General features: G+C 65.2%; 18 protein-coding genes. 10 read left to right on the forward strand and 8 right to left on the reverse strand.

All coding sequences use genetic code 11. The features are described from left to right. The first annotated feature begins 94 nt into the window (after positions 1 to 94). The 6 genes from AC25MA_RS08000 (at position 95) to AC25MA_RS08025 (ending at position 8,356) form a co-directional block, all read left to right on the forward strand. Complete coding sequence (locus AC25MA_RS08000) at positions 95 to 613, forward strand: RNA polymerase sigma factor (RefSeq protein ID WP_028689080.1); 519 nt, start codon at positions 95 to 97, stop codon at positions 611 to 613. After that, positions 610 to 1,554: a FecR domain-containing protein gene (locus AC25MA_RS08005; protein ID WP_486971933.1), complete on the forward strand. Its 945-nt coding sequence runs from the start codon at positions 610 to 612 to the stop codon at positions 1,552 to 1,554. Before AC25MA_RS08000 ends, AC25MA_RS08005 begins: the two co-directional genes overlap by 4 nt. 149 nt (positions 1,555 to 1,703) lie before the next feature. Next, positions 1,704 to 4,136, forward strand: a complete 2,433-nt coding sequence (locus tag AC25MA_RS08010) for a TonB-dependent siderophore receptor (RefSeq protein ID WP_062362900.1) — start codon at positions 1,704 to 1,706, stop codon at positions 4,134 to 4,136. Between the two features lie 74 nt (positions 4,137 to 4,210). Next, on the forward strand, positions 4,211 to 5,323 hold the full coding sequence (locus tag AC25MA_RS08015) for a PepSY-associated TM helix domain-containing protein (protein WP_207851484.1): 1,113 nt from the start codon (positions 4,211 to 4,213) through the stop codon (positions 5,321 to 5,323). Then, positions 5,320 to 5,496 (forward strand): DUF4175 domain-containing protein, encoded by a 177-nt coding sequence (locus AC25MA_RS08020; protein ID WP_139121049.1) that lies wholly within the window; start codon positions 5,320 to 5,322, stop codon positions 5,494 to 5,496. The genes AC25MA_RS08015 and AC25MA_RS08020 overlap by 4 nt, the downstream gene beginning before the upstream one ends. A 73-nt stretch (positions 5,497 to 5,569) precedes the next feature. Further along, the gene (locus AC25MA_RS08025; RefSeq protein ID WP_069016550.1) at positions 5,570 to 8,356 is read left to right on the forward strand and encodes a dermonecrotic toxin domain-containing protein; all 2,787 of its coding nucleotides are present in this window, start codon (positions 5,570 to 5,572) and stop codon (positions 8,354 to 8,356) included. Here the strand turns inward: AC25MA_RS08025 and AC25MA_RS08030 are convergent. From AC25MA_RS08030 to glnE, 8 genes are all read right to left on the reverse strand, one after another. Beyond that, complete coding sequence (locus tag AC25MA_RS08030; protein WP_486971934.1) at positions 8,329 to 9,771, reverse strand: lipopolysaccharide kinase InaA family protein; 1,443 nt, start codon at positions 9,769 to 9,771, stop codon at positions 8,329 to 8,331. The genes AC25MA_RS08025 and AC25MA_RS08030 overlap by 28 nt on opposite strands. After that, complete coding sequence (locus tag AC25MA_RS08035) at positions 9,771 to 10,523, reverse strand: lipopolysaccharide kinase InaA family protein (protein WP_069016548.1); 753 nt, start codon at positions 10,521 to 10,523, stop codon at positions 9,771 to 9,773. The genes AC25MA_RS08030 and AC25MA_RS08035 overlap by 1 nt, the downstream gene beginning before the upstream one ends. Beyond that, positions 10,520 to 11,254, reverse strand: coding sequence for a lipopolysaccharide kinase InaA family protein (locus AC25MA_RS08040; RefSeq protein ID WP_486971935.1), 735 nt, complete (start codon positions 11,252 to 11,254; stop codon positions 10,520 to 10,522). The genes AC25MA_RS08035 and AC25MA_RS08040 overlap by 4 nt, the downstream gene beginning before the upstream one ends. Continuing rightward, the gene (gene rfaP, locus AC25MA_RS08045; RefSeq protein WP_050703461.1) at positions 11,254 to 12,060 is read right to left on the reverse strand and encodes a lipopolysaccharide core heptose(I) kinase RfaP; all 807 of its coding nucleotides are present in this window, start codon (positions 12,058 to 12,060) and stop codon (positions 11,254 to 11,256) included. Before rfaP ends, AC25MA_RS08040 begins: the two co-directional genes overlap by 1 nt. Then, positions 12,057 to 13,181 (reverse strand): glycosyltransferase family 4 protein, encoded by a 1,125-nt coding sequence (locus tag AC25MA_RS08050; RefSeq protein ID WP_486971936.1) that lies wholly within the window; start codon positions 13,179 to 13,181, stop codon positions 12,057 to 12,059. The genes rfaP and AC25MA_RS08050 overlap by 4 nt, the downstream gene beginning before the upstream one ends. Next, positions 13,181 to 14,239 carry a lipopolysaccharide heptosyltransferase I gene (gene waaC, locus AC25MA_RS08055; protein WP_028689090.1) on the reverse strand — a complete coding sequence of 353 codons (1,059 nt, stop codon included), beginning with the start codon at positions 14,237 to 14,239 and terminating at the stop codon, positions 13,181 to 13,183. The genes AC25MA_RS08050 and waaC overlap by 1 nt, the downstream gene beginning before the upstream one ends. Beyond that, positions 14,240 to 15,289: a lipopolysaccharide heptosyltransferase II gene (gene waaF / locus AC25MA_RS08060; RefSeq protein ID WP_028689091.1), complete on the reverse strand. Its 1,050-nt coding sequence runs from the start codon at positions 15,287 to 15,289 to the stop codon at positions 14,240 to 14,242. Between the two features lie 141 nt (positions 15,290 to 15,430). After that, the gene (glnE, locus tag AC25MA_RS08065; protein ID WP_028689092.1) at positions 15,431 to 18,364 is read right to left on the reverse strand and encodes a bifunctional [glutamate--ammonia ligase]-adenylyl-L-tyrosine phosphorylase/[glutamate--ammonia-ligase] adenylyltransferase; all 2,934 of its coding nucleotides are present in this window, start codon (positions 18,362 to 18,364) and stop codon (positions 15,431 to 15,433) included. Between the two features lie 383 nt (positions 18,365 to 18,747). On the opposite strand from glnE, the gene aceE reads away from it, so the two are divergent. The 4 genes from aceE (at position 18,748) to msrA (ending at position 26,852) form a co-directional block, all read left to right on the forward strand. Further along, positions 18,748 to 21,393, forward strand: a complete 2,646-nt coding sequence (aceE, locus tag AC25MA_RS08070) for a pyruvate dehydrogenase (acetyl-transferring), homodimeric type (protein ID WP_028689093.1) — start codon at positions 18,748 to 18,750, stop codon at positions 21,391 to 21,393. Positions 21,394 to 21,406: 13 nt separating this feature from the next. Next, the gene (gene aceF / locus AC25MA_RS08075; protein ID WP_084942052.1) at positions 21,407 to 23,038 is read left to right on the forward strand and encodes a dihydrolipoyllysine-residue acetyltransferase; all 1,632 of its coding nucleotides are present in this window, start codon (positions 21,407 to 21,409) and stop codon (positions 23,036 to 23,038) included. Between the two features lie 301 nt (positions 23,039 to 23,339). Next, entirely contained in the window at positions 23,340 to 26,033 is a 2,694-nt protein-coding gene (locus AC25MA_RS08080) for a putative bifunctional diguanylate cyclase/phosphodiesterase (protein WP_096049184.1), read from the forward strand. 150 nt (positions 26,034 to 26,183) lie between these two features. Continuing rightward, positions 26,184 to 26,852, forward strand: a complete 669-nt coding sequence (msrA, locus tag AC25MA_RS08085; protein WP_028689096.1) for a peptide-methionine (S)-S-oxide reductase MsrA — start codon at positions 26,184 to 26,186, stop codon at positions 26,850 to 26,852.

Here is a 26,852-nt window from a genome sequence, read left to right on the forward strand (position 1 = left end):
ATCCGATAAGCGTCAATTGCGCCATCACCCCCGCCTCTGCCACAATCGCGAATAATTATCGTTAGTTAACGCATTCTTCCTCGGGGATCGCTTCTTGACGCCTGCGCACAGTCCACATGCCGAGCTGGTCGGAGCGCTGTATCGCGACCATCGCACCTGGCTGTTGGCCTGGTTGCAGCGCAGCACCACCTGCCGTCAGCGCGCCGAAGACCTGAGCCAGGACACCTTCGTGCGCCTGCTCGGTCGCGAGCGCCTGGACGCCCCCCGCGAACCCCGCGCCTTCCTGGTCGCCGTGGCCAAGGGCCTGTTGTTCGACCACTTCCGCCGCGCCGCCCTCGAGCAGGCCTACCTTGCGGAGCTGGCCCTGCTGCCCGAGGCCGAACACCCGTCGCCCGAGCAACAGCACCTGATCCTCGAGGATCTCAAGGCTATCGACCGCCTGTTGGGCAAGCTGTCGAGCAAGGCCCGCGCGGCCTTCCTGTACAGCCGCCTGGACGGCCTGGGCCACGCCGAAATCGCCGAGCGCCTCGGGGTGTCGGTGTCCCGCGTGCGCCAGTACCTCGCCCAAGGCCTGCGCCAGTGCTATGTCGCCCTCTACGGAGAACCGACATGAACCACGCCCCGGTCTCCAGCCAGGTGCTGGAAACGGCCATCGCCTGGAAGCTGTGCCTGGACGAAGGTAGCGGTACCCCGGACGAACGCAACGAATTCATGCGCTGGCACGCCGCCAACGAGGAGCACGCCCGCGCCTGGCTGCAACTGGGCATGCTCGACCGGCGCGTCAACGCCGCCGCCGGCCCGGTACGCCACACCCTGCTGCAATCAAGGGCCGGGTTGCGCCAGCGCCTTGGCGGCCTGGCCGGCATGCTGCTGCTCGGCGGGCTACTTGCCTGGGCCGCAGCGCCGACCCTGTCGCCGACCTACTGGCTGGCCGACCAGCGCACCGGCACCGGCGAGATGCGCACCCTGCGCCTGGAGGACGGCACCTTGCTGAGCTTGAACAGCCGCAGCGCGGTGGATATCGACTTCCGGGGCGAGCAGCGGCTGATCGTGCTGCACCGCGGCGAGATCTCGGTGGAGACCGGCCACAAGGACAGCCGTCCGCTGCTGGTGCGCACCGAGGATGGCCGCCTGCGCCCGCTGGGCACGCGCTTCCTGGTCAAGCGCGAGGAGGCCGGCACGCGCCTGGAGGTACTGCAGGCCTCGGTGGCCGCCAAGCCGCAGAACAGTGGCGACGAGCAGGTGCTGCGCGAAGGCCAGCAGGTGCTGATGAACGCAGACGGCCTGGGCCGGGTCGGCTCCGTGGCGGTCGGCAGCGATGCCTGGACCCGCGGCATGCTGGTGGTGGACAACGTGCGCCTGGCCGACCTGGTGGCAGCGCTCGGACAGTACCGCAGCGGCCACCTGGGTGTCAGCGACGAAGTCGCCGACCTGCGCGTGAGCGGCAGCTTCCCGCTGACCGACACCGACCTGGCCCTCGCCTCGCTGCAACCGGCGCTGCCGGTGAAGATCGAGCGGCGTACGCCGTGGTGGGTCACCGTTAGCGCCAAATAGCTTCAGCCACACTGCCCTTTGTGGAAGCCGGCTTGCCGGCTTCCAAAGGCTTCTGCAAATCAGTCGAAATTTTTTCAAAGCCCCCTGTCACTTTCCCAATCTCGCTCGGCAAGGAAGCAGTCAGCACTATTTCGTCGAGGAGCCGCTGCATGTCCCGTGCCGTTGATGCTTTGCTTCGCCCCAGCCTGATGGCCCTGGCCATCGGCCTGGCCGCCCCGTTGGTCAGCACCACCCTGTTCGCCGCCGAACAGGCCGCCCCGCGTGCCTACGACCTGCCCAGCGCGCCGCTGGCCAGCACCCTGAACCAGATCGCCAGCCAGGCCGGGATCGCCCTGGCGCTGGATCCGGCACTGGTCAGCGGACGCAATTCGGCACCCGTCAGTGGCCAGTACGACGCTGTCGGTGCCCTGCAGGCCGCGCTGCGCGGTACCGGCCTGCAGCTGCAGCAGAGCAGCGCCGGCAGCTACAGCCTGGTGGCAGTGAACGAAGGCAGCCTGGCGCTGCCGGAGACCAACATCAACGCCAGCAGCAGCTTCGAGAGCGCCTGGGGCCCGGTGGAAGGCTACACCGCCAAGCGCACCGCCGCCGGCACTAAGACCGACACAGCGCTGGTCGAGGTCCCACGCTCCATTTCCGTCGCCACCCGCCAGCAGATGAGCGACCGCGGCGTGCAAAGCCTGGATGACGCGGTGAAGTACATGCCGGGCATCGTCTCGGCCAGTTTCGGCAGCGACACCCGCTATGACTGGATGCGCGTGCGCGGCTTCGAACCGACCCAGTTCCTCGACGGCCTGCCCCTGCCCCGCGGCGTGTATGCCAACCCGAAAGCTGAAACCTGGAACCTCGACCGCCTTGCGCTGCTGCGGGGCCCAGCCTCATCCGTGTATGGCCAGACCCCGCCCGGCGGTTTGCTCGACATGGTCAGCCGCCGCCCCCAGACCGAGAGCAGCCACGAGATTCAACTGCAGTACGGCAGCGACAACCACCGCCAGATCAACTTCGCCAGCACCGGCAAGCTCGACGAGCAGGGCCAGTTCCTCTATGGCCTCAGCGGCGTGGTACGCGACAGCGGCACGCAGATCGACCATATCGACAACAAGCGCTACAACATCGCCCCGAGCCTGACATGGAACATCGACGAAGACACCTCGCTGACTTTCCTCAGCCAGTTCACCCGCGACGATACCGGTGCCACCAGCCAGTTCTACCCGATTCAAGGCACCAAGATCGACATGCCGTTCGGCAAGGTCTCCCGCCACAAGAACCTGGGTGACCCGGATTACGACTACTACGACCGCACCTATTACGCGCTGGGCTATGCCTTCGAGCATCGTTTCAACGATGTCTGGCAGTTCCGCCAGAATCTGCGTTACACCAAGTCGGAGCTTTCGTTCCAGACAATCACGGTCAGCAGCTACAACAAAGACTTTCCCCCGGTCACCGATGATGGCATTGCCAATCGCATGTCCACCAACACCGAGGAAAATATCGGCCAGTTCGCGGTCGACAACAACTTCCAGGCCGACTTCGCCACCGGTTCCGTCAGCCATACCGTGTTGATTGGCCTGGATCACCAGCGCACCAATCACGACTACCTGGCGATCTATGGTTTCGACTTACCGCCGATCGACGTCAACAACCCGGCCCATGGCCTGCCGATCACCCGCCCCGCTCGCTCCTCTGCCTATTACGATTACAACCAGAAGACGGTGCAGACCGGTCTCTATATCCAGGACCAGATGGCACTCGACAACTGGCGCCTGACCCTGGGCGGGCGACAGGACTGGGTTCACACCGGCACCAAGTTCTTCAACAAGGGTGATGCCACCAACACCCAGCGCGATAGCAAGTTCAGTGGCAACGCGGCGATCAGCTACGTCTTCGACTCCGGCCTGGTGCCCTACCTGTCCTATGCAGAATCCTTCCAGCCGGCCAGCAGCGCAGACGCGGACCCGCAGAAGACGTTCAAGCCGACCGAAGGCGAGCAATGGGAGCTGGGCATCAAGTACCAGCCACCGGGCTCCAACACCCTGCTCTCTGCCGCGGTGTACGACCTGACCCAGAAGAACGTCCAGGTCACCAACAACATCGGTGGCACACCGGTCACCAGCCAGACTGGCGAAGTGAAAGTCCACGGCCTGGAGCTGGAAGCCGTCTCCGACGTCACAGACAACCTGAAAGTGATCGCCGCCTACACCCTGGCCAAATCCGAAGTCCAGAAAGGGCCGTACAAAGGCAACCGCCTGCAACAAATGCCCAACCAGCAGGCCTCCCTGTGGACCGACTACACCTGGCATACCGGTGTGCTTGACGGCTTCGGCATTGGCCTGGGCGCACGCTACACCGGCAACCGCTACGGTGACGAAGCCAACACCTGGCTTGGCAAGAGCAAGGCCTACACAGTGTTCGACGCCGCCGTGCACTACGACCTGGGCCGCCTGGACAACAGCCTCAAGGGCGCCTCGGTGGCGATCAACGCCAGCAACCTGCTGAACAAGGACTACCTGTCCACCTGCGACGGCTACTACTGCTACTACGGCGACCAACGCAGTGTCGTCGCCAGCGCCACCTACAAGTTCTGAGTGGCCATCACGGGTCAAGCCTGTTCCTGCGGATCGTGGGAGCGGCTTGACCTGCGATCGTGTAAGGAACCGTGATGAAAAGCCAAACCATCCGCCGCTGGTCAGCGATCCACACCTGGAGCAGCCTGGTCTGCACGCTGTTCCTGCTGCTGCTCGCCCTTACCGGCCTGCCGCTGATCTTCCACCATGAGCTGGAGCACTTGCTGGGCGACGCGCCGCAGCTGCGCGAGATGCCCGCAGGCACCCCGCACCTGGACCTGCAGCAGCTGGTGCTCAAGGCCGAACAGCACCGCCCCGGCGAGGTGATGCAGTACTTCGGCTACGAAGAGGACGAGCCCAACGGCGTGGTGGCGATCATGGCCGCCACCGCCGGCACCCACCCCGACGATTCGCACACCTTCATGCTCGACGCGCGCACCGGCGAGGCCGTGGCCATGCCGGCGGCCAACGGCGGCTTCATGATGCTGATGCTGCGCCTGCACGTGGATATGTTCGCCGGGTTGCCCGGCAAGCTGCTGTTGGCGTTCATGGGGGTGCTGTTCATTCTCGCCATCGTCTCCGGCACCGTGCTCTACGCGCCGTTCATGCGCCGCCTGCGCTTCGCCACGGTCCGCCACGACAAGTCGCGGCGCCTGCGCTGGCTGGACCTGCATAACCTGATCGGCGTGGTCACCCTGACCTGGGCCCTGGTGGTCGGCATCACCGGGGTGATCAGCGCCCTGTCCGACCTGGTGATCGCCGCCTGGCGCAACGACAGCCTGGCGGCGATGGTCGCGCCCTACCGCGACGCACCGCCGCTCACCGAACGCGCCCCGGCCACGCAGTTGCTGAAGATCGCCGAACAGGCCGCGCCCGGCATGCGTCCTGACTTCATCGCCTTCCCCGGCACGCGCTTCTCCAGCGAGCACCACTATGCGGTGTTCATGAATGGCGCCACGAACCTGACCTCGCACCTGTTCACGCCGATCCTGATCGACGCGCGCACCCTCGAGGTGACGGCCGTGGGTGATCGTCCTTGGTACATGGATGCAATGGGCCTGTCCCAACCCCTGCATTTCGGTGACTACGGCGGCCGGCCAATGCAGATACTCTGGGCCTTGCTCGATGCACTGACCATCATTGTGCTCGTCAGCGGCCTGTATCTCTGGTGGAGCAAGCAGCGCAAACCACAGAGGACCAAACCGTGAGCCACCAGTCGCAGACTACCGGGCGTATTTTCGCATGGCCAAGCGTGATCGCGGCACTGAGCGCGGCAGGGCTGTTCGCAGCCTTGCTTGGCGACGGCGCCTGGGACGTCCTTTCATGGCTGGGGTTGGGCGTACCGGCGCTGCTGGGGTTTCGTGCTCTCCTGCGCAGATGAGGTAATCGGCTAACACGTCCGTCGCCGCCACGCACGCCAAGCTTCACCGCTTCATCACCTCGGAGCGGACTGCATGAGCCTGCAACATTTCCAATCTTTCGACCAACAGCTGGGTACCCTGCTCGCCTCGCCACCCTACCCTGATGCCTCGCTGGGCTGGCTTAACGCCCGCCAGCGTTTTTTTGCCAGCCTTTCCGGCTACTGGCTCGAAACGGGCAGCGGTGCAGAGAGTCGCCAGACTCGGTTGGTCGCATTGCTTCGCCAGCAATTGCTTGCCCAGGTCACCTTGCGTCTAGATGACCACACACTCGGCTCGAACCATGCCGAATTGCTCGAAACGTGTGTGCAGATGCCGTTGCCCTGGCAACGCCAACACCTGCCTGAGGCTCAACGACCGCAGGTCTATCGCCCACTGCTGGATATCGCCACCCCCCACTGGCGCAAATACCTGCCCGGCGTATTCGTGATCGTCGAAGGCGGTCCCGAGGGGGGCACGCCCGATCCCCGGCAAACCAGCAACCACGCTCTATTGTGCAGCCTGTCGCATGGCATAGAAGCGTTCGAAGACCTGGGGCAATTGCATGCCGAGCTGTGCGAGCGGCTCGACGACCCGCAGCAGAGCCGCGCACTGTTGCGGCATATCACCAGCAAAAGAGATCGCGACCTGGCCCGTAACGCAGAGCGCTTACGCTATGAATGGTTCAACGACGACCTGGTGCAGGCCCAGGCGCAATCCCTCATCGACGGACAACACGCCCGTCTGGTCCTGGTCTGGGAGAATGCGGCGCTACAAAGCCCGGTCGACTGGCCAACCCTGCGCGCACGCGTCGCCGAGGCTGGTGACCTGTTGCCCTGGGCCGACAGCCGGTCAGCCCTGCAAACCCGCTATGGGCTGTTGCTGGAAAGAAACTCACCCGCCTGGCTGAAGAACGCGTCTACGCAAGGCCTGACGCATATCATGCAGACCCTGCAGGAGCTGGTGATAGCCATCGACCAGGCGGCCGCACCAGGGATTCTGAACCATGAGCAATTTCTCGACGAGCATGACTTGAACGCCTGGACCTGCGGGCAACTGCGCGCTGCAATGCGTCATCAATACCAGTTCGATACCGATCCACTTGAGATCTACGTCAGCGTGACGCTGGCCCGGCAACAGGGACCGATGCTGCATCCTGGGCTCACCACCGGCTACGTACCCGTAGCCAGTCGCCGGCAAGTGGGCGACACGGTGGAACTGGTATCACGGACCTACCGCCTCGACCAGTTGGCCAGGCTCAACATCGGCTGGATCGACGTGGACTATTGGCTCACAGCACGCGTGCACCGCAAAGACGGCAGCCAAGTGCCGCAGATCACGCCGCGCCAGATCAAGCACATAATACGCACCCTGAACGTGGGCGAACGCTACAGCCAGTATCTGCGCACGCACCTGCTCGATTCACCCGCCGGGCAGTGGCGCCAAGCGTGCTTTGTCGCCATAAGCAGGGCGCGCATGCGTGCCGAAGCGGCCAAGGCGCGCTATGCCGGCCACTTTCTGGAGGACCCTTTTGAGCGTGGTTACACATGGACGAAAACGGCAATCGACCATCCGGACAGTAGACAACGCCCGAGCGGCAGTGTCCGTCAGTGGTTGATAAACAGCCACACGGTCCACGGCGTTTTGCTGGTGACACCCGATACCCCTGGCGTGCATCGTTTAGTTGTGTACACCCCCGACGCGCCGGACCGAAGATCCTGGCGGGAATTTCGCAACGCCCGGCATCTGCTCAGGACACTGCGCGACCAGCCCGCTCTGCGCGAGTATGTGAAGGACCGCGTGCCACTGGCCGACCGCGATGCGATCGAGCGCTGGTTGCTCAAGGGCGGGCTGGCGGCGCGGGTGAACACACCTCGGATCGTCGGGGATTTCCAGCAGGCCCGCTATCGGGCCGAAGTGAGCGCCGCACTCAGCGCAGTGGATTCAGCCACCAACACCAAGCTTGAACTGTTGGGAGAGATGAGCCTGCATGTGCTGTGGATCACGCTCGACCTGCTCAGCCTGGTATTGCCCAACCCCGCGCTCACCGCCTTGTCGTTCGGGCGAGCAGTGCTCTCGGTGCTGGACCTGGAGAAGTCTTGCCGTGAAGCAGACCGCATCGGCGTGCTCAAGCATATGGTCGAGGCCTTTACCCACACCAGCGACGGCATCAACAGCATAAACGGGTCTTCCGTGGTGCGTCGGGCGATCCGTGGCATGCCACCGACACCCGTGCTTAAACTGCCCCTGGAACTGGCCAAGCCTGTAGATACCAGCACATTGCGTTACCGGGTCGATGGCATTCACAAAGAGGGCATCTATGAACAACCTTCGCCTTACCCAGGGCTGACGTTCTACTTCATAAAGAACAGCGAAGAACGCACCTACCAGGTCTCGTACGATGGCTATCGCTGGCGGGTGATCGATCCGCGCAAACCGGACGCCTACACCAAGGTGCCAGTGAAACGACGCAAGGACGGCGAATGGGTCGTCGACTCACCGTTAGTGTGGCATGACGGCCTGCCAGACCTGCAGGCGCTGCTCGACAATTGCCGGCTCAGCTCAATCCCCGCTGGTGTCAAGCATGGCGAGGCGCTTGGGTTGTACCAAGGCAGCAACGGCCTGTACCTGCGGCTGGGCAGTCACGCGCTGCCACTGCGTCTGCACCTGCTGGACAACCACTATCACTTGATAATCGCAGGCCAACGCGAGCTCGGCGGTAACCCCTGGGCAATCCTGCGCTGGCACGAGCGACGATGGCAGATCCGCGTGCGCCAGACCGGACGCAGCAGCGAATGGCTCGAGCTGCCCCCGGTTTACTCCCCAAGCCTTGGAAGCAACTGATCGAGGCGCTGGTGCAACGCGCTGCCACTCGGCCAGTTGCGCAGCAGCCGCGCCCGGTCCCGGGCGAAGGCCGGGGCGAAGCTGAGCTGGGTGGCGTGCTGGCACATGGCGTCGAGGTCGATCAGCGACCATTGGCCGTCCTGCCAGAACAGGTTGTGGCCCTTGAAGTCGCCATGGCTGATACGCTCGCGGATCAGCTGCTGCATCACCCGTATCAAGGCCTCGACCTGCTCGTCGGGCGCCTCGCCGCTTTCCACGTAGGGTGCGAAGCATTCGATCAGGTCCGGCCCATCGGCGTACTCGGTCACCAGGTAGGCCGTGCTGCGCAGCCCCATCACCCGCTGCTCCAGCACCGCCAGGGGGCGAGGCGTGGCGATGTCGAGAAACGTCAGGCGATGGCCTTCGATCCACGAATGCCAAGCCCGGCTCGGGCGCCAGAAGCGCTTGAACCAGTGGGCGGTGTTCTTGATGTTGTAGCGCTTGAGCACCAACGTGCGCCCGGCTACCTCGATACGCGCCACGCTGGCCGCGCCACCGGTCTTGTACAGATGGCCCTGGTCGATCAGCGCATCGGCCTGCTCCAGCACCGGGCGCATCGCTTCGAGCTCGTTGCGGCAAATCGCCCGCAGCCCGGACAGGTTGCGCTCGACGCTGAACAGTGTGCATTCGCGGCCGGCCTTGTCCAGGTAGTCCTTCAGGCGCCAGGCGCGCACCTTGTCCACCTGCTTGTGCAGCGCTTCCAGCGGCAGCGCGTGCTCGGCATTGGCCAGCACGTAGTGCACCAGCGCTTCCTCGATGAACGGCTCCAGGCGCTTGGGCAACTGGGCGAAGAACACCCCGAGGTTCTCCAGCACGCGCTGGCGCGACAGTTGCTGGCCGGGCGTCTCGGCCTTGATGCCGGCGCCGTCGATCAGGTACAGCTGGCCATCCTGGCGCAGCAAGTTGTCCAGGTGCAGGTCTTCCTGCCACAGGCCCTTGGCGTGCATCTGCGCCACGGCGGTGAGGGCCTCGCCCAGCACCAGGTGCTGCTCGTCGGCCAGCATCGGCAGTTGCTCCACCCGGGCCCAGGCGTCGCCCAGGCTTTCGGCATGGTCGAGGTATTCGAACAACAGCCAGCCGCCCTCGCCTTCCTTGAGGCCATCGGCCAGCAGGCGTGGAGTGGTCAGGCCTTGCTCGGCCATCAGCTGGGCGCCATCGCGCTCACGCTGGAAATGCCGGGCGGCATTGCCACCGACCAGCAACTTGGCCAGCACCTTGGTGCCACGCCAGATACCCGCGCCGACATAACGCTGGCCCGGCAGCACGCGCAACAGGCTGAGCAACTGCAGGTCGGCGCTGCCCGCGGCGTCGGCGAGGGTGACGGTCAGCGGCAGGCTCGGGCTGCGCCCGGCCGCCTTCAATTCGGACAGGCGCATCAGCGGGCCTCTTTGTGACGACGGCGTTGGGTCAGGCGTTGCAGCCAGGTGGATACCGGGGCGCTGTCCGCCGGCTGCTCCAGATAAGCCGACAGCAGCATGCGAACATCGGCCTCGTCCCAGGCCCGGGCGCGGCGCAGCAACGGCTCGAGGTCCTTGACCCGGTCACGCATGCCAAACAGCAACGGACGGGTCTTTTCCAGGTCGATCAGCTGGGCCTGCCAGCCCTCGCGGCGCTCACGCAGGAAGATGTGCTTGGGGTAGAAGCAGCCGTGCATCTGCCCGGCGGCGTGCAGGGTGCGGGCCAGCCGTCCACAGGCCTGGAGGATCGCCTGGCGCTGCGACGCGTCCATCTGCGCCCAGCGGCCGAGCAGTTGCTCAAGGTCGGTCCACTCGTCCAGCGCCCGGGTCATGAGGATCGCCCGGTGCTCGCCACCCTGCTTGCGCTCGCCATAGAAGACCGCCTGCAGCGCGGGAATCTCGAGCTTCTGGTAGCGGCTGATATTGCGAAACTCCCGGGCGAAGGTCGGCTCGCCAAAGGGCCGCTGCAGGCTGCGGGTGAAGTAGTCGCTCTGGCGCTTGAGGTAGAAACCCTTGCCCTCGAGCTCCAGGCGGAACACGCTGCTCCAGCCGCCACGGCCGGTATTGGGTTCGTCCACGGCATCCAGCTGCAGGGCCCACAGCGCCTCGAAGTCGCTCAGCCCGTGGCGTTGCAGCAGCGCCTGGTCGGCACTGGCCAGGTAATCGGTCATTCCCTTCCCTCGAAAAAGCCCAGCACCTGGCGAATGCGCTTCTTGTCACGGGCGTTCAGACGCGCGTGTCCGCGGTACTGCAGGTAGAAGCGCAGGCGCTGGGTCGCCGACAGGTGGTACTTGGCCACCTTGTCCAGGCACGCCAAGTCCTTGATCAACCGGTGGCGCAGCATGAAGCCGCGCCAGAAATCGCCGGTCGGGCAGTCGATGAAGAATAGCGTGCCCTGGTCGTCGACCAGCAGGTTGCGCCATTTAAGGTCGTTATGGGCGAAGTGGTGATCGTGCATCACCCGAGTGTGACGTGCCAGCTGGCGGCTGACGTGATCGACCCAGGCGGTGTCGCGCAGGCGCGGATCATTGCGTTCGGCCAACGCCGAGAGGTCTTCGGTGCGCGGCAGCTCGCGGGTGATCATCGCCCCGCGGCCAAAGGCCAGGCCCTGGCGCTCGAGCCCCCAGGCGACCACATCGGCGGTGGGGATGCCCCACTTGGCGAACTGCTTGAGGTTCTGCCATTCGGCCTTGACCCTGGGTCGGCCCAGGTAGCGGCGCATGTGCTTGCCGGCGCCGGTGTAGCGCTTGACGTAGTAGTTGACGCCATCGCGCTCGATGCGGATGACCTCGCTCAGCGGGTCGCGGGTCAGGCGCTCGCCCTGGAGGGCGAACACCGCGTCGATACTGCCGAAATCGGCCGCCAGGTGCGCATACTCGGGCGCCAGGTTCCAGCTCGCCATCAGAGTGCGTCCCCGTAACGTTGCTTGCGGTCGTAGAGTTTCTGCGCCTTGCGCTCCAGCCAGGCGAGCAGCGCGGCTTCGTCCTTGAGCACCTGGCGCAACGGGCGCTGGAAGTAGCCGCGCAGGAAGCGCAGCTTGTCGCGGCGGGTCAGGCCGATGTCCAGGGCCGAGAAATACAGGGCGGCCAGGTCCTTGTCGCGCCAGCGACGGGTGATCTTCGCCCGGGTCTGGGCGCGGTGCAGGTCGATCACCGACAGTTTGAAGTCTTCCGGCGTCACCGGGCGGTCGGTGTGCAGCAGGAAGTGGCAGATGTAACAGTCGCGGTGGTTGACCCCGGCGCGGTGCATGCCGCCGGTCATCTTCGCCACTTCGGCGATCAGCGCGCGCTTCAGGCGCGGCGCTGGCGGCTGCTTGACCCAGTCGATGCTGAAGTCTTCCAGGCTGACAGTGGGCGCCAGCTCTTCGGTAACGATGAACGAGTGCTGGGTGGCCGGATTGCTGCCACGCTCGCCGTAGGCCACCGCGGTCATGGTCGGCACACCGGCTTCATGCAGGCGCTGGATGGCCCGCCATTCCTGGCCGGCGCCGAGCACCGGCAGCTTGGCGCTGAACAGGTTCTTGAAGATCTCGCCCCAGCCGATGCCGCGGTGGATCTTGACGAAGAAGCCCGCGCCATCGACCTCGGTGCGCAGGGTGCGGCGGCCTTCCAGCTCGCGGTACACCTCGCCCTGCAGGGCCTCGACGGCCTCGAAGGGATCGCGCCCGGCCCACAGGCGCTTGAACGGTTCGGCCAGTATCAGCTTCATGCGGTCTCCTGACCGAGGATCACATCGGCGGCATGCTGCGGCATGCTGTACAGGTCGGCGGTCTCGGCGAAGGCCACACCGTGGTCCGACCAGGCCGCGCGGGCCTCGGCGTCTTCGAGCATGCGTTGCAGGTAGCGGTTCAACTGCTCCTGCTCGAACGGCTCGTCCAGCACCAGGCCGCTATCGGCCTCGGCGATGTAATGGGCATAGCCACAGACCTTGGACACCAGCACCGGCAACCCGGCGACCAGCGCTTCGAGCAGCACGGTCCCGGTGTTCTCGTTGTAGGCCGGGTGGATCAGCAGGTCGGCACCGAGCAAAAAACGCGGAATGTCGCTGCGGCCCTTGAGGAACTGCACCTGCTCGCCCAGGCCGAGCGCCGCGCTTTGCACCTGGAACAGCTTGGGGTCGTCCTGGCCGATGACCATCAGCTTGGTACGCTTGCGCAGGGCCGACGGCAACGCCGCCAGGGCCTTGAGGCTGCGGTCCACCCCCTTGGTCTTGAAGCCCGAGCCGATCTGCACCAGCAGCAATTCATCGTCGGCCAGGCCGAACTCCTGGCGGAAGTCGGCGCGAATGGTCGCGGCGTCGGCCGGGCGGCGGCGGTCCTGGGAGATACCCGGCGGCAGCAGGTGGAAGCGCGCCTCGGGGGTGCCGTAGTGCTTGATGAATAGCGGCTGCTGCACCTCGGAAATCATCAGGATCTCGGTATGCGCATCCTTGGCGAACACCGCCCGCTCGTATTCAGCGAAATGGCGGTAACGGCCCCAGCGGCGGTACAGGCCGCCGCGCAGGGTCTGGGCCTTGTCCTCGAAACAGCCGTCGGCGGCGTAGTAGACGTCCAGGCCGGGCATCTTGTTGAAGCCGATCAGGCGATCGACCGGACGCTTGGCCAGGTCGGCTTCCATCCAGGCGCTGAGCTTCTCGTTGCGGCGGTGGTTGAACAGCGCCTTGACCGGCGCCACCAGCACCTCGAAGCCCGGCGGAATATCACCTTCCCAGATCAGCGTGTACACGCGGATCTGGTGACCCCGCTTCTGGCACTCGAGGGCGATGCGCATGAAGTCGCGCTGCAGTCCGCCAAAGGGGAAATACTTGTAGAGCACAAAAGCCAGTTGCATCAACGAACATCCTCAGCCAGCAGCAGCGCGCTCAAGCGGCCCGCCACATGCTCGGGATTCAGGCGAGTGAAGCACAGCGGCCACTCGCGTTTGAGATCGAACCGGCGCAGGTCCTCGGCGCTCGGTTTGTAGGTGCACTTCTTCTGCAGGCACGGGGCGCAGGGGAAGTCGCTCGCCTGGTGGATCTGGGCGCGTCCGTAGGCGCCAGTCAGACCAGGGTTGGTGGGGCCGAACAGCGAGATGGTCGGCACATCCAGCGCGGCGGCCAGGTGGCCGAGGCCGGTGTCCACCGCCACGCAGGCCTTGGCCGCCGCCAGCACGCGGGCGACGCCGGCCAGGTTCAACTTGGGGAGCACCTGGCAGTTGTTCAAGCCTTGGGCAATGCGCTCGGCGCGGGCCTTTTCCGCCGGGTTGCCCCACGGCAGCATCACCTGCAGCTTGCGCCGGCCCATGCGCTCGGCCAGCTCGCGCCAGTAGGCCTCCGGCCAGTGCTTGGTGGCCCAGGTGGTGCCGTGCAGGAACACCACGTAGGGCGCGGCCGGCGGCAGTTGCAGGCGGTTGAGGTCCAGGCCGTAGTCGCCCAGCCCTTCCGGCAGGTCGTAGGCCAGGGCAAGGGCGAACAGCTGGCGCACGCGCTCCACGGCGTGCTGGCCGACGGCGACCGACAGGCGCCGGTCGTAGAAGCGGCTGGCCCAGCCCTCGCGGGCCGAGTAACGGTCCAGGCCGGCCACCGGCGCTTTCACATAGCGCGTCAGCCAGGCCGACTTGACCAGGCCCTGGGCATCGATCACCAGGTCGTACTTGTGTTCGCGCAGGCGTTGCTTGAACGCCTTCCATTCGCCGCTCTTGAGCGTCTGCCAGAGATTCTTGCGCCAGCGGCGTATCGCCACCGGGATCACCCGGTCGACCGCCGGATGCCAGCTGGGGATCTCGGCGAAGCCTTCTTCCACAACCCAGTCGAAACGGATGCCTGGGATGGCGTGGGCGGCGTCGGTGAGGGCCGGCAGGGTGTGGATGACATCGCCCAGCGACGAGGTCTTGATGATCAGTACCCGCACTCAGTCGACCTCGGCCACGGTATCGATCAGGTTCGGCCCGCCCAGGCCCTGCAGCGCGGCGATCACCTTGGCCGGCTCCAGCAGGCGCAGGCAGTTGTAGTGGCCGAAGCGGCAGGTGCGTTCGAAGCAGGGGCTGCACTCGATGCCGGTGCGCACCACCTCCACCTGGTCGGCCAGCGGCGGAGTGAAGCCCGGCGAGGTCGAGCCGTACACCGCCACCAGCGGGCGGTTGAGGGCGGCGGCCACATGCATCAGGCCCGAATCGTTGGACACCACCGCATCGGCGCAGGACATCAGGTCGATGGCCTCGGCCAGGGAGGTTTCCCCCGCCAGGTTGCAGGATTCCTCGCGCAGCCCGGGGATCAACCGGTCGCGAATCTGCTCGCCCACCGGATGATCGTTCTTCGAGCCGAACAGCCACACCTGCCAGCCCTGGCGAATCATCGCGTCAGCCACTTCGGCGTAGTGCTCGGCCGGCCAGCGCTTGGCCTCGCCGAATTCGGCGCCGGGGCACAGCGCCAGCACCGGGCGGTCCAGCGCCAGGCCGAACTTGGCCAGGGCCGCTTCGCGGCTCGCGGCTTCGATCTGCAGGCTCGGACGCGGGTAAGGCTTGGGCAACTCGGCATCCGGCGCGTAGGCCAGGGCCATGAAGCGCTCGATCATCAGCGGGTAGCGGGCTTTGTCCAGCTTGCGCACGTCGTTGAGCAGCAGGTAGCGCATCTCGCCGCGCCAGCCGGTGCGCTTGGGGATACCGGCGAAATACGGCACCAGCGCCGACTTGAGCGAGTTGGGCAGCAGGATCGCCTGGTCGTACTGGCCTGCCAGCGACTTGCCGATGCGCCGGCGCGTAGCCAGCTCCAGCGCGCCGTGGCCGAGCGGGAAGCTCAAGGCCTGGCGCACCTCGGGCATGCGTTCGAGGATCGGTCGGCTCCACTCAGGGGCCAGGACGTCGATCACGCAGTCGGGGTGCTGCTGTTTGAGGCACTGGAACAGGGTCTGCGCCATCACCATGTCGCCGACCCAGCTGGGGCCAATGATCAGTATTCTCATGCTTTATCCAGAAACATTCGGGGAGGCTGCAGGCTGCGCTACAACCTGGCCTCCCCTCTTTATATTCAGGCTATGTGGCGGACAGTGTACCACCGGTGGTGAGGCATGAACCTTTGGGGCCGCTGTGCGGCCCCAACAACCTCAAGTCAGACCCAGCTCACTCCAGATCCGCCTTACCTCACGACGCTCATCGACAAACTGCGCCGCATCGATCACCCCTGCCTGCTTCTGCAGGGCCTGGCGGTGCGACGCCGAGCGGAACGCCTTGTACACCTCGCGCAGCAGCACGGCGTCGGCGGCGGGCATCAGCCCGGCCTGCTCCAGCTCTTCGAGGATACGGATGTTATCGGTCCAGCGCAGTATGGCCGGATGGTCGTGGGACCAGGCCAAAGCGGCGTATTGCACCATAAATTCGATATCCACGATACCGCCGGCATCCTGCTTGATATCGAACGGCTGACCGGCCTCGAAGGCATTGCCCGCGGTGCCGGCGGCAGTGAGCTTGGTGCCCAGGTTGTCGCGCATCTTGGCGCGCATCTCGCTGACGTCGACGCGCAGCTTGTCGAGGTCGCGTGGCTGGCCGAGGACCTGCGCCCGCACCGACTCGAAGGCCGTCGCCACCTGCTTGCAACCCACCAATACGCGGGCCCGCACCAGTGCCTGGTGCTCCCAGGTCCAGGCCTCGTTCTGCTGGTAGCGCTCGAAGGCGCCCAGCGAGCTGACCAGCAGCCCCGAGGCGCCGGAGGGACGCAGGCGCATGTCCACGTCGTAGAGCTGGCCGGAGTTGGTCTGGGTGGTCAGCAGGTGGATGATGCGCTGGCCCAGGCGAGTGTAGAACTGCGCGCTGTCGATGGGCTTGGCGCCGTCGGTTTCGGCATTCGGGTCGCCATCATGGATGAACACCAGGTCCAGGTCAGAACCATGGCCCAACTCCAGGCCGCCGACCTTGCCGTAGCCGACGATGATGAAGCCCGGGTCGCACAGGCTGCCGTCGCTGCGCTTGGGCTGACCATGACGCGCCACGGTCTGGCGCCAAGCCAGGGCCAACACCTGGTCAAGAATCGCCTCGGCCAGCCAGGTCAGGTAGTCGCTGACCTTCATCAAGGGCAGGTTGCCGCTGATTTCCGAGGCGGCCACGCGCAGGTTGTGGGCCAGCTTGAAGTGGCGCAGGGCCTCCATCTGCTGTTCCAGGTCATCCTCGGGAATGCGCGTCAGGCGCTCGCGCAGCTCGGCGGCCAGCTCCGGCGCCAACGGCGGGCTGAACAACCGGCCTTCATTGAGCAGTTCGTCGAGCAGCAGCGGGTAGCGGGCCATCTGCTCGGCAATCCACGGGCTGGCGGCGCACAAGGTCAGCAGGCGGCGCAGGGCGCCGGGGTTTTCGGTAAGCAGCACCAGGTAGGCCGAGCGCCGCGCCACGGCCTCGACCAATGGCAGCACCCGCTCCAGCACCAGGTCGGGGTTGTCGTGCTCGACCGCCTGGGCCAGCAGCCGCGGAATGAAGGCGTCCAGGCGCTCGCGACCGATGCGCTGCATCGAGCGCAGGGTCGGGCTGGCCCGCAACGCGGTCAGGCGGCGCAGGGCCTCGGCCGGCTGCCGGAAGCCCGCTTCCTCCAATTGGCGGGAGGCGGCGTCTTCATCCTGGGCCTGCTCCCACAGGGGCGACCACTCGCCGCCGACCACCAGTTCGCCTTCGGCCTCATCTTCATCCGGGTCGGCGATGACCTGGCGGAAATGCCAGTCGATACGCCCACGCCAGTGCATCAATTGGCCGTGGAAGCTGTCCCAGTCGGCGAAGCCGAGCATGTAGGCGATGCGCGCGCGGTCGGTCGGGTCGTCCGGCAGCATCTGGGTCTGGCGGTCGGCGATGGCCTGGATCGCGTGCTCGGTGTAGCGCAGGAATTCATAGCCGTCGCGCAGCTCGGCGACCACGGCCGTAGGCAGGTAGCCCTGCCCTTCCAGGGTGGTCAGGACCTTGAGTAACGGCCGCTGCTGCAGGCTCAGGTCGCGACCGCCGTGAATCAGCTGGAACGCCTGGGCGATGAACTCCACTTCGCGAATGCCACCGGCACCGAGCTTGATGTTGTCGGCCATGCCTTTGCGCCGCACTTCCTGCTGGATCAGCTGCTTCATGGTGCGCAGCGCCTCGATGGCGGAGAAGTCCAGGTAGCGTCGGTAGACGAACGGCCGCAGCATCTCCTGCAACTGCGCGCCGGCCACCTGATCGCCAGCGACCACTCGCGCCTTGATCATGGCGTAGCGCTCCCAGTCGCGGCCCTGATCCTGGTAGTACTGCTCCAGGGCATTGAAGCTGAGCACCAGTGCACCAGCAGAGCCATAAGGGCGCAGGCGCATGTCGACGCGGAATACGAAGCCGTCGACGGTGACCGGATCGAGCGCCTTGATCAGGCGCTGGCCCAGGCGGGTGAAGAACTCCTGGTTGTCCAGCGAGCGCTTGACCCCTTCGGTTTCGCCGCCCTCGGGGAAGGCGAAGATCAAGTCGATGTCGGACGACAGGTTCAGCTCCACCGCGCCCAGCTTGCCCATGCCCAGCACCACCAGGTGCTGGGGCTGGCCGCTGCGGTTGCCGATGGGCGTGCCGAACTGCTGGCAGTGGCGCGGGTACAGCCATTGATAGGCTTCGTCGATGCTGGCGTCGGCCAGGTCGGACAGGTCGCGGCAGGTCTCGGGCAACGCGGCCTGGCGGGTAATGTCGCGCCAGATGATGCGCAGTTGCTGGCGGTTGCGCTCGCGGCGCAGGTTGCGCGCCAACTCGTCCTCATTCTGGGCGGCATCGGCCGCGGCGTTGATCTGCGCACGCAGCTGGCCCGGCGCGTAGGCCTGGCCCATCGTGCCGCTGGCCAGCAGTTCGAACAGCATCGCCGGATCACGCTGGGCCTGGGCCAGGACGAAATCGCTGGCGGCGGCGACCTGGTCGAACTGGCGTCGGTGCTCGGCGCTCAGGCTGTCCAGATCCAGCTCGGGGTGACCAATCAAGGCATCGCGCATGAATTGCTGGTTGCGAGCGACCAGCGGTTGGAGGACAGCAGGCAGATCGAGCGGCAAAGGCAGGCGCATGGTCTATCCTTGATCGGCGTGAAAGAGAGCGGTTGCGCAGGGCAAACGGGGGTTGGACCACGGTTGGACTGTCGTACAAAAGTTGGAAATAGCTGAAATAGACGAAAAATTGGCAAAACCCATCAAGATCTACCTATCAGCGACACACCACCAACCAACATGAACGTTTTTCCTCACAACCCGGGATGCGACCAAACGTCGCATTTGTGTAGTTTTACTACTACTCATGACCTGCCAAAGCATGAAATGAGAAAGCATTTGTAGTAAAACTACACCGCGCCGGATGACTGTCCGGTAATCCAAGAATTCACGACGTCTGCCCATAAGGCCAGTCGCAAACTCAGGCCATCGATTCTGGTGGCCTTTCCGCCCTGGAGCAAGCCATGCAAGACCTCGATCCAATCGAAACCCAGGAATGGCTGGATGCCCTGGAGTCGGTCCTCGACAAAGAAGGCGAAGACCGCGCTCATTACCTGATGACCCGTATGGGCGAGCTGGCCACCCGCAGTGGCTCGCAGCTGCCGTATGCCATCACCACGCCGTACCGCAACACCATCCCTGTCACCCACGAAGCACGCATGCCTGGCGACCTGTTCATGGAACGCCGCATCCGCTCGATGGTGCGTTGGAACGCCCTGGCCATGGTCATGCGCACCAACCTGAAAGACTCGGACCTGGGCGGACACATCTCCAGCTTCGCCTCCAGCGCCACCCTGTACGACATCGGCTTCAACTACTTCTTCCAGGCCCCGACCGAAGAACACGGCGGCGACCTGATCTTCTTCCAGGGCCACGCCTCGCCAGGCGTCTACGCCCGTGCCTTCATGGAAGGCCGCATCAGCGAAGACCAGATGAACAACTTCCGTCAGGAAGTGGACGGCAACGGCCTGTCTTCGTACCCGCACCCATGGCTGATGCCTGACTTCTGGCAGTTCCCGACTGTATCGATGGGTCTGGGTCCGATCCAGGCCATCTACCAGGCGCGCTTCATGAAGTACCTGGAAGCCCGTGGCTTCATCCCGGCCGGCAAGCAGAAGGTCTGGTGCTTCATGGGCGACGGCGAGTGCGACGAGCCGGAATCCCTGGGCGCGATCGCCCTGGCCGGCCGCGAGAAGCTGGATAACCTGATTTTTGTCATCAACTGCAACCTGCAGCGCCTCGACGGCCCGGTTCGCGGCAACGGCAAGATCATCCAGGAACTCGAAGGCGTGTTCCGTGGCGGCGGCTGGAACGTCAACAAAGTCGTCTGGGGCCGCTTCTGGGACCCACTGCTGGCCAAGGACACCAACGGTGCCCTGCAGCGCCGCATGGACGAAGTCATCGACGGCGAGTACCAGAACTACAAAGCCAAAGACGGCGCGTACGTTCGTGAGCACTTCTTCAACACCCCAGAGCTCAAGGCCATGGTCGAGGACCTGTCCGACGACGAGATCTGGAAGCTCAACCGTGGCGGCCACGACCCGTACAAGGTCTACGCGGCGTACCACCAGGCTGTGAACCACAAAGAGCAGCCGACCGTCATCCTGGCCAAGACCATCAAGGGTTACGGTACCGGTGCCGGCGAAGCCAAGAACACCGCGCACAACACCAAGAAGGTCGACGTCGACAGCCTGCGTCACTTCCGTGACCGCTTCGACATCCCGGTCAAGGATGCCGACCTTGAGAACCTGCCGTTCTTCAAGCCCGAAGAAGGCTCCGCCGAAGCCAAGTACCTGGCCGAGCGCCGCGCTGCCCTGGGCGGTTTCGTGCCACAGCGCCGTGCCAAGAGCTTCAGCGTGCCGACCCCGCCACTGGAAACGCTGAAAGCGATCCTGGACGGCTCGGGCGACCGCGAAATCTCCACCACCATGGCCTTCGTGCGCATCCTGGCGCAGTTGGTCAAGGACAAGGACATCGGCCAGCGCATCGTCCCGATCATCCCGGACGAAGCCCGTACCTTCGGTATGGAAGGCATGTTCCGCCAGCTGGGCATCTACTCGTCGGTCGGCCAGCTCTACGAGCCGGTCGATAAAGACCAGGTGATGTTCTACCGCGAAGACAAGAAGGGCCAGATCCTCGAGGAAGGCATCAACGAAGCCGGCGCCATGTCGTCGTTCATCGCCGCCGGTACCTCGTACAGCTGCCACAACCAGCCGATGCTGCCGTTCTACATCTTCTACTCGATGTTCGGCTTCCAGCGTATCGGCGACCTGGCCTGGGCCGCCGGCGACAGCCGCACCCGTGGCTTCCTGATCGGCGGTACCGCCGGCCGTACCACCCTCAACGGTGAAGGCCTGCAGCACGAAGACGGTCACAGCCACATGATGGCGGGCACCATCCCGAACTGCCGCACCTACGATCCGACCTACGGCTACGAGCTGGCGGTGATCATCCAGGACGGCATGAAGAAGATGACCGAAGAGCAACAGGACATCTTCTACTACATCACCGTGATGAACGAGTCGTACCAGCAGCCAGCCATGCCGGCCGGTGTCGAGGACGGCATCATCAAGGGCATGTACCTGCTCGAGGAAGACACCCGCGAAGCCGCGCACCACGTACAGCTGATGGGCTCCGGCACCATCCTGCGCGAAGTCCGCGAGGCCGCGAAGATCCTGCGCGAAGAGTTCAACGTCGGCGCCGACGTATGGAGCGTCACCAGCTTCAACGAACTGCGTCGCGACGGCCTGGCCGTGGAACGCGCCAACCGCCTCAAGCCTGGCCAGAAGCCTCAGAAGACCTACGTCGAAGAGTGCCTGGGCGGTCGCAAGGGCCCGGTCATCGCCTCCACCGACTACATGAAGCTGTTCGCCGAGCAGATTCGCCAGTGGGTGCCGAGCAAAGAGTTCAAGGTCCTGGGTACCGACGGTTACGGTCGCAGCGACAGCCGCAAGAAGCTGCGTCACTTCTTCGAAGTCGACCGCCACTTCGTGGTGCTGGCTGCCCTGGAAGCCCTGGCTGACCGTGGCGAGATCGAACCCAAGGTTGTGGCTGACGCCATCGTCAAGTTCGGCATCGATCCGGACAAGCGCAACCCACTGGACTGCTGAGGAGTATTTTTAAGTGAGCGAACTCATTCGCGTACCTGACATCGGCAGCGGTGAAGGTGAAATCATCGAGCTGTTCGTCAAGGTCGGTGACCGTATCGAGGCTGACCAGAGCCTGCTGACCCTGGAGTCCGACAAGGCCTCCATGGAGATCCCCGCGCCGAAGGCCGGTGTGGTCAAGGAACTGAAGGTCAAGCTGGGCGACCGCCTGAAAGAAGGCGACGAGCTGCTGGTCCTGGAAGTCGAGGGCGCCGCTGCGGCGCCTGAGGCTCCAGCCGCCGCGCCTGCCCAGGCTGCGGCTCCCGCGCCTGCCGCCGAAGCCGCCCCTGCTCCCGCTCCGGCCGCAGCCCCGGCTGCCGCCAGCGTGCAGGACATCCACGTGCCGGACATCGGCTCGTCGGGCAAGGCCAAGATCATCGAAGTGCTGGTCAAGGTCGGCGACACCGTCGAAGCCGACCAGTCGCTGATCACCCTGGAGTCCGACAAGGCCTCCATGGAGATCCCATCGCCTAGCGCCGGTGTGATCGAAGCCGTGCTGTGCAAGCTGGAAGACGAAGTGGGCACCGGCGACCTGATCTTCAAGATCAAGGCAGCAGGCGCCGCCCCTGCTGCAGCGCCAGCTCCGGCCGCTGCTGCTCCGGCTGCCGCTCCTGCCCCAGCCGCCGCACCTTCCGCCGCCGCGCCGGCTGCTGCTCCAGCTCCAGTCGCCACCGCGCCGGCCGCCGGCAGCAACGCCAAGGTTCACGCAGGCCCGGCCGTTCGTCAGCTGGCCCGTGAATTCGGTGTCGACCTGGGCGCGGTTGCCGCCACCGGTCCGCACGGCCGTATCCTCAAGGAAGACGTGCAGGTCTACGTCAAGGCCATGATGCAGAAGGCCAAGGAAGCTCCAGCCGCCGGTGCTACCGGTGGTGCAGGCATCCCGCCGATCCCGGCCGTGGACTTCAGCAAGTTCGGTGAAGTGGAAGAAGTGGCCCTGACCCGCCTGATGCAGGTCGGTGCCGCCAACCTGCACCGCAGCTGGCTGAACGTGCCGCACGTGACCCAGTTCGACTCCGCCGACATCACCGAGCTGGAAGCCTTCCGCGTCGCGCAGAAGGCCGTGGCCGAGAAGGCTGGCGTCAAGCTGACCGTGCTGCCGCTGCTGCTCAAGGCCTGCGCCTTCCTGCTCAAGGAACTGCCGGACTTCAACAGCTCGCTGGCGCCAAGCGGCAAGGCGATCATCCGCAAGAAGTACGTGCACATCGGCTTCGCCGTGGACACCCCGGACGGTCTGCTGGTCCCGGTGATCAAGAACGTCGACCAGAAGAGCCTGCTGCAACTGGCTGCCGAAGCTGCCGCGCTGGCCGAGAAAGCCCGCACCAAGAAGCTTTCGGCCGACGAGATGCAGGGCGCCTGCTTCACCATCTCCAGCCTCGGCCACATTGGCGGCACCGGCTTCACGCCGATCGTCAACGCGCCTGAGGTGGCGATCCTCGGTGTGTCCAAGGCGACCATGCAGCCGGTCTGGGACGGCAAGGCCTTCCAGCCGAAGCTGATGCTGCCGCTGTCGCTGTCCTACGATCACCGTGTGATCAACGGCGCCGCCGCCGCGCGCTTCACCAAGCGCCTGGGCGACGTGCTGGGCGACATCCGCACCATGCTGCTGTAACGCTGCACGCTGCCCCTCCCCCGGAGGGGCAGCCCCGTTTTCGAGCTGCCACGCTCGTACCTCAACCCCGCCAATTGGCGGGGCTTTTTTTGCCCGCATGAATGTCACGGCCTTGTAGAAACCAGCTTGCTGGTGAACAGGTGGATGGTTCGCCAGCAAGCTGGCGCCTACAGATTTCATGCAACTGGCCGACAACCTGTTCACAGCATCCCCCATGGCCGCTTGCCAGCCCCAGGGACATGATGCAACCTTGCCCGATGCGCCGTGCTCCAGGCCGCGCCCCAGTTCAAGCGAGTCTTCGATGAAAAGCCAACCCGATGCCGCCAGCCGTGTGGCGGCCGAGGTCGTGACGCAGCTTCCCGTGCCCTCGCGGCTCGGCATGCTGCGTTTCGAGCGGCTGAACGAAGCCAGCTGGGCCATGCTTTACCTCGACCCGGCCTGCGACCGCCAGTTCGGCCTGCCCGCCGCCGAGCTCTGCGCCCTGATCGGTTCGCCCTACGCCAGCCTCATGGAGCCGGAAGCACGCTACAAGCTGCACGACGAGATCCAGCTGCAGCTGGCTCAGCGCGGCTACTACCGGGTTAGCTACACCCTGCACGCCTGCCCGGCGCCGCTGCGCCTGCTGGAGGTCGGGGAGAGCTACAAGCAGCACAACCGCCAGCTGCTGCGCGGCTACCTGACGGTGTGCGACGACCACCGCCAGGACACACCGGACCTCGACGCCAACGACCTGGAGTCGCGCAACAACCGCCTGCAACTGGCCCTGCAACTGAACCAGCGCGCCCAACAAGAGCAACTCGAACACCTGGAGCGGGTTCGCGCCCAGCAGGACCTGATCCTGCGCCTGGCGCGCCAGCGCTACAGCATCGGTAACTCGCTGCTCGAAGCCGCCGAGCTGATCACCCGCAGTGCCTGCGAGATCTACAAGGTCGACTGCGCCAGCATCTGGTACCTGAACGACCAGCGCCTGGAGCCGATCAGCGCCTGGTACAGCCGCGACCAACAGCACCGCATGCCCGAGGCGATCGACGCCAGCCGCTTTCCGGACTATCTGGAAGCCCTGCACGCCAGCCGCGCCATCGACGCCCACAACGCCAGCCACGACCCGCGCACCCGCGAGATGGCCGAATCGCTGTACAGCACCGACGACAACGCCATGCTCGATGCCAGTGTCCGCATCGACGGCCAAGTGGTCGGCGTGCTGTGCCTGGAGCAGACCGGCCAGCCACGGGCCTGGCAGTCGGACGAGATCGCCTTCGCCGGCGAGCTGGCCGACCAGTTCGCCCAGGTCATCAACAACCACAACCGGCGTACCGCCGCCAGCGCCCTGCACCTGTTCCAGCGCGCCGTGGAACAGAGCGCCAGCGCCTTCCTGCTGGTCAACCGCGACGGCGTGGTGGAATACGTCAACCCCAGCTTCACCGCGATCACCCAGTACAGCACCGAGGAGGTCCAGGGCCATCACCTGGCCGAACTGCCGGCGCTGGAAAACTTGAGCGAGCTGCTGTTCGACTCACCGTCCAGCCTGGCCATGGGCAACAGCTGGCAAGGCGAGTTCAAAAGCCGGCGCAAGAACCTCGAGCCCTACTGGGGCCAGCTATCGATCTCCAAGGTGTACGGCGACAACCGCGAGCTGACCCACTACATCGGCATCTACGAGGATGTGACCCAGACCAAGCTGGCCCAGCAGCGCATCGAGCGCCTGGCCTACACCGACAACCTGACCAACCTGGGCAACCGCCCGGCGTTCATCCGCAACCTCGACGAGCGCTTCGCCCGCGACAGCGCCAGCCCCATCTGCCTGCTGCTGGTGGACATCGACAACTTCAAGCGGATCAACGACAGCCTCGGCCACCAGACCGGCGACAAGCTGCTGATCAGCCTGGCCCGGCGCCTGCGCAACAGCCTGGCCAACGGCGGCAGCCTGGCGCGCTTCGCCAGCAACGAGTTCGCCGTGCTGCTGGACGACACCAGCCTGGAAGATGGCCAGGGCGTCGCCCACCAGTTGCTGCGCACCCTCGACAAACCAATGTTCGTCGACAACCAGCTGATCAACGTCACCGCCTCCGTGGGCCTGGCCTGCGCGCCGCTGCACGGCAGCGACCCGGCCACGTTGATGAAAAACGCGGGCCTGGCCCTGCACAAGGCCAAGGCCAACGGCAAGCACCAGGTCCAGGTGTTCACCGAAGTGCTCAACGCCGAGGCCAGCTACAAGCTGTTCGTCGAGAACAACCTGCGCCGCGCCCTGACCCAGAACGAACTGGAAGTGTTCTACCAGCCCAAGCTGTGCCTGCGCAGCGGCCGCCTGCTCGGCCTGGAGGCGCTGCTGCGCTGGAACCACCCCGAGCGCGGCATGATCCGCCCCGACCAGTTCATCAGCGTGGCCGAGGAAACCGGCCTGATCATCCCCATCGGCAAGTGGGTGGTGCGCCAATCCTGCCGCATGAGCCAGCAGTTGCGCGAAGCCGGCTTCGGCAACCTGCACGTGGCCATCAACCTGTCGCCCAAACAGTTCTCCGATCCCGAGCTGGTCAGTTCGATCGGCAGCATCCTCAAGGAAGAAGCCCTGCCGCCGCACCTGCTGGAGCTGGAACTGACCGAAGGCCTGCTGCTGGAAGCCACCGAGGACACCCACCGCCAGCTCGACGAGCTCAAGGCCCTGGGCCTGACCCTGGCCATGGACGACTTCGGCACCGGCTACTCGTCGCTGAGCTACCTGAAGAAGTTCCCGATCGACATCATCAAGATCGACCGCAGCTTCATCAACGAGATCCCCGACAACCAGGACGACATGGAGATCACCTCGGCGGTGGTGGCCATGGCCCACAACCTCAAGCTCAAGGTGGTCGCCGAAGGAATCGAGACGCCCGAGCAGCTGGCGTTCCTGCGCCGGCACCGCTGCGACGTCGGCCAGGGCTACCTGTTCGACCGGCCGATTCCGGGGCGCGAGCTGAACGACAAGCTGCGCCGCTACCCGCGTGGGCCGGTGGACTGACAGCGGCGCCAACCTCGGGCACTATAGGAACCATTCGGGCCTCACCGCCGACAGGCCGGCTCCCACAGTCGAACGCATAACCCTGAGGGAGCCGGCTTGCCGGCGATTGGGCCAACACCTGTCCAACTGAAAAGACACAGAGGAACGGCCATGGTCCTGCGTTCGGAAATCCTGGTGAACAAAAACGTCCTGCCCACCGCGGAACAGGCCCTGCCTGGCCGCGAAACCCCGATGACCCTGCCCGAGTTCCACTACGTGTTCGAAGGCACCCCGCTGCTCGGCCCGTTCTTCGAAGGCGACATCGACTTCGCCATCTTCGGCCTGGGCTGCTTCTGGGGCGCCGAGCGCCGTTTCTGGCAGCGCGAAGGCGTGGTCAGCACCGTGGTCGGCTACGCCGGCGGTTTCACCCCCAATCCCACCTACGAGGAAGTCTGCTCGGGCCTGACCGGCCACACCGAGGTGGTGCTGGTGGTGTTCGACAAGAACCGGGTCAGCTACCGCGAGCTGCTGGCGATGTTCTGGGAGTTGCACAACCCGACCCAGGGCATGCGCCAGGGCAACGATGTCGGCACCCAGTACCGCTCGGCGATCTACTGCACCTCGCCGCAGCAGCTCGATGAAGCAAACGCGAGCAAGGCCGCCTTCCAGGCCGAGCTGGGCAAGGCCGGCTTCGGTGAGATCACCACCGAGATCGCCCAGGCGCCGACCGTGTACTTCGCTGAGGCCTACCACCAGCAGTACCTGGCCAAGAACCCGGAAGGCTACTGCGGCATCGGCGGCACCGGCGTGTGCCTGCCGCCCAGCCTGCAGGGCAACTGA

The sequence above is a fragment of the Pseudomonas sp. P65(2024) genome, from assembly GCF_057480955.1.

Excerpts from the sequence above, each read along its gene's own strand:
- AC25MA_RS08015 (WP_207851484.1), top strand. The coding sequence starts at position 4,211 with ATGAAAAGCCAAACCATCCGCCGCTGGTCAGCGATCCACACCTGGAGC.
- AC25MA_RS08030 (WP_486971934.1), bottom strand. The coding sequence starts at position 9,771 with ATGCGCCTGTCCGAATTGAAGGCGGCCGGGCGCAGCCCGAGCCTGCCG.
- AC25MA_RS08080 (WP_096049184.1), top strand. The coding sequence starts at position 23,340 with ATGAAAAGCCAACCCGATGCCGCCAGCCGTGTGGCGGCCGAGGTCGTG.
- AC25MA_RS08035 (WP_069016548.1), bottom strand. The coding sequence starts at position 10,523 with ATGACCGATTACCTGGCCAGTGCCGACCAGGCGCTGCTGCAACGCCAC.
- AC25MA_RS08050 (WP_486971936.1), bottom strand. The coding sequence starts at position 13,181 with ATGCAACTGGCTTTTGTGCTCTACAAGTATTTCCCCTTTGGCGGACTG.
- AC25MA_RS08025 (WP_069016550.1), top strand. The coding sequence starts at position 5,570 with ATGAGCCTGCAACATTTCCAATCTTTCGACCAACAGCTGGGTACCCTG.
- waaF (WP_028689091.1), bottom strand. The coding sequence starts at position 15,289 with ATGAGAATACTGATCATTGGCCCCAGCTGGGTCGGCGACATGGTGATG.
- AC25MA_RS08010 (WP_062362900.1), top strand. The coding sequence starts at position 1,704 with ATGTCCCGTGCCGTTGATGCTTTGCTTCGCCCCAGCCTGATGGCCCTG.
- aceE (WP_028689093.1), top strand. The coding sequence starts at position 18,748 with ATGCAAGACCTCGATCCAATCGAAACCCAGGAATGGCTGGATGCCCTG.
- msrA (WP_028689096.1), top strand. The coding sequence starts at position 26,184 with ATGGTCCTGCGTTCGGAAATCCTGGTGAACAAAAACGTCCTGCCCACC.
- rfaP (WP_050703461.1), bottom strand. The coding sequence starts at position 12,060 with ATGAAGCTGATACTGGCCGAACCGTTCAAGCGCCTGTGGGCCGGGCGC.
- AC25MA_RS08005 (WP_486971933.1), top strand. The coding sequence starts at position 610 with ATGAACCACGCCCCGGTCTCCAGCCAGGTGCTGGAAACGGCCATCGCC.
- AC25MA_RS08040 (WP_486971935.1), bottom strand. The coding sequence starts at position 11,254 with ATGGCGAGCTGGAACCTGGCGCCCGAGTATGCGCACCTGGCGGCCGAT.
- glnE (WP_028689092.1), bottom strand. The coding sequence starts at position 18,364 with ATGCGCCTGCCTTTGCCGCTCGATCTGCCTGCTGTCCTCCAACCGCTG.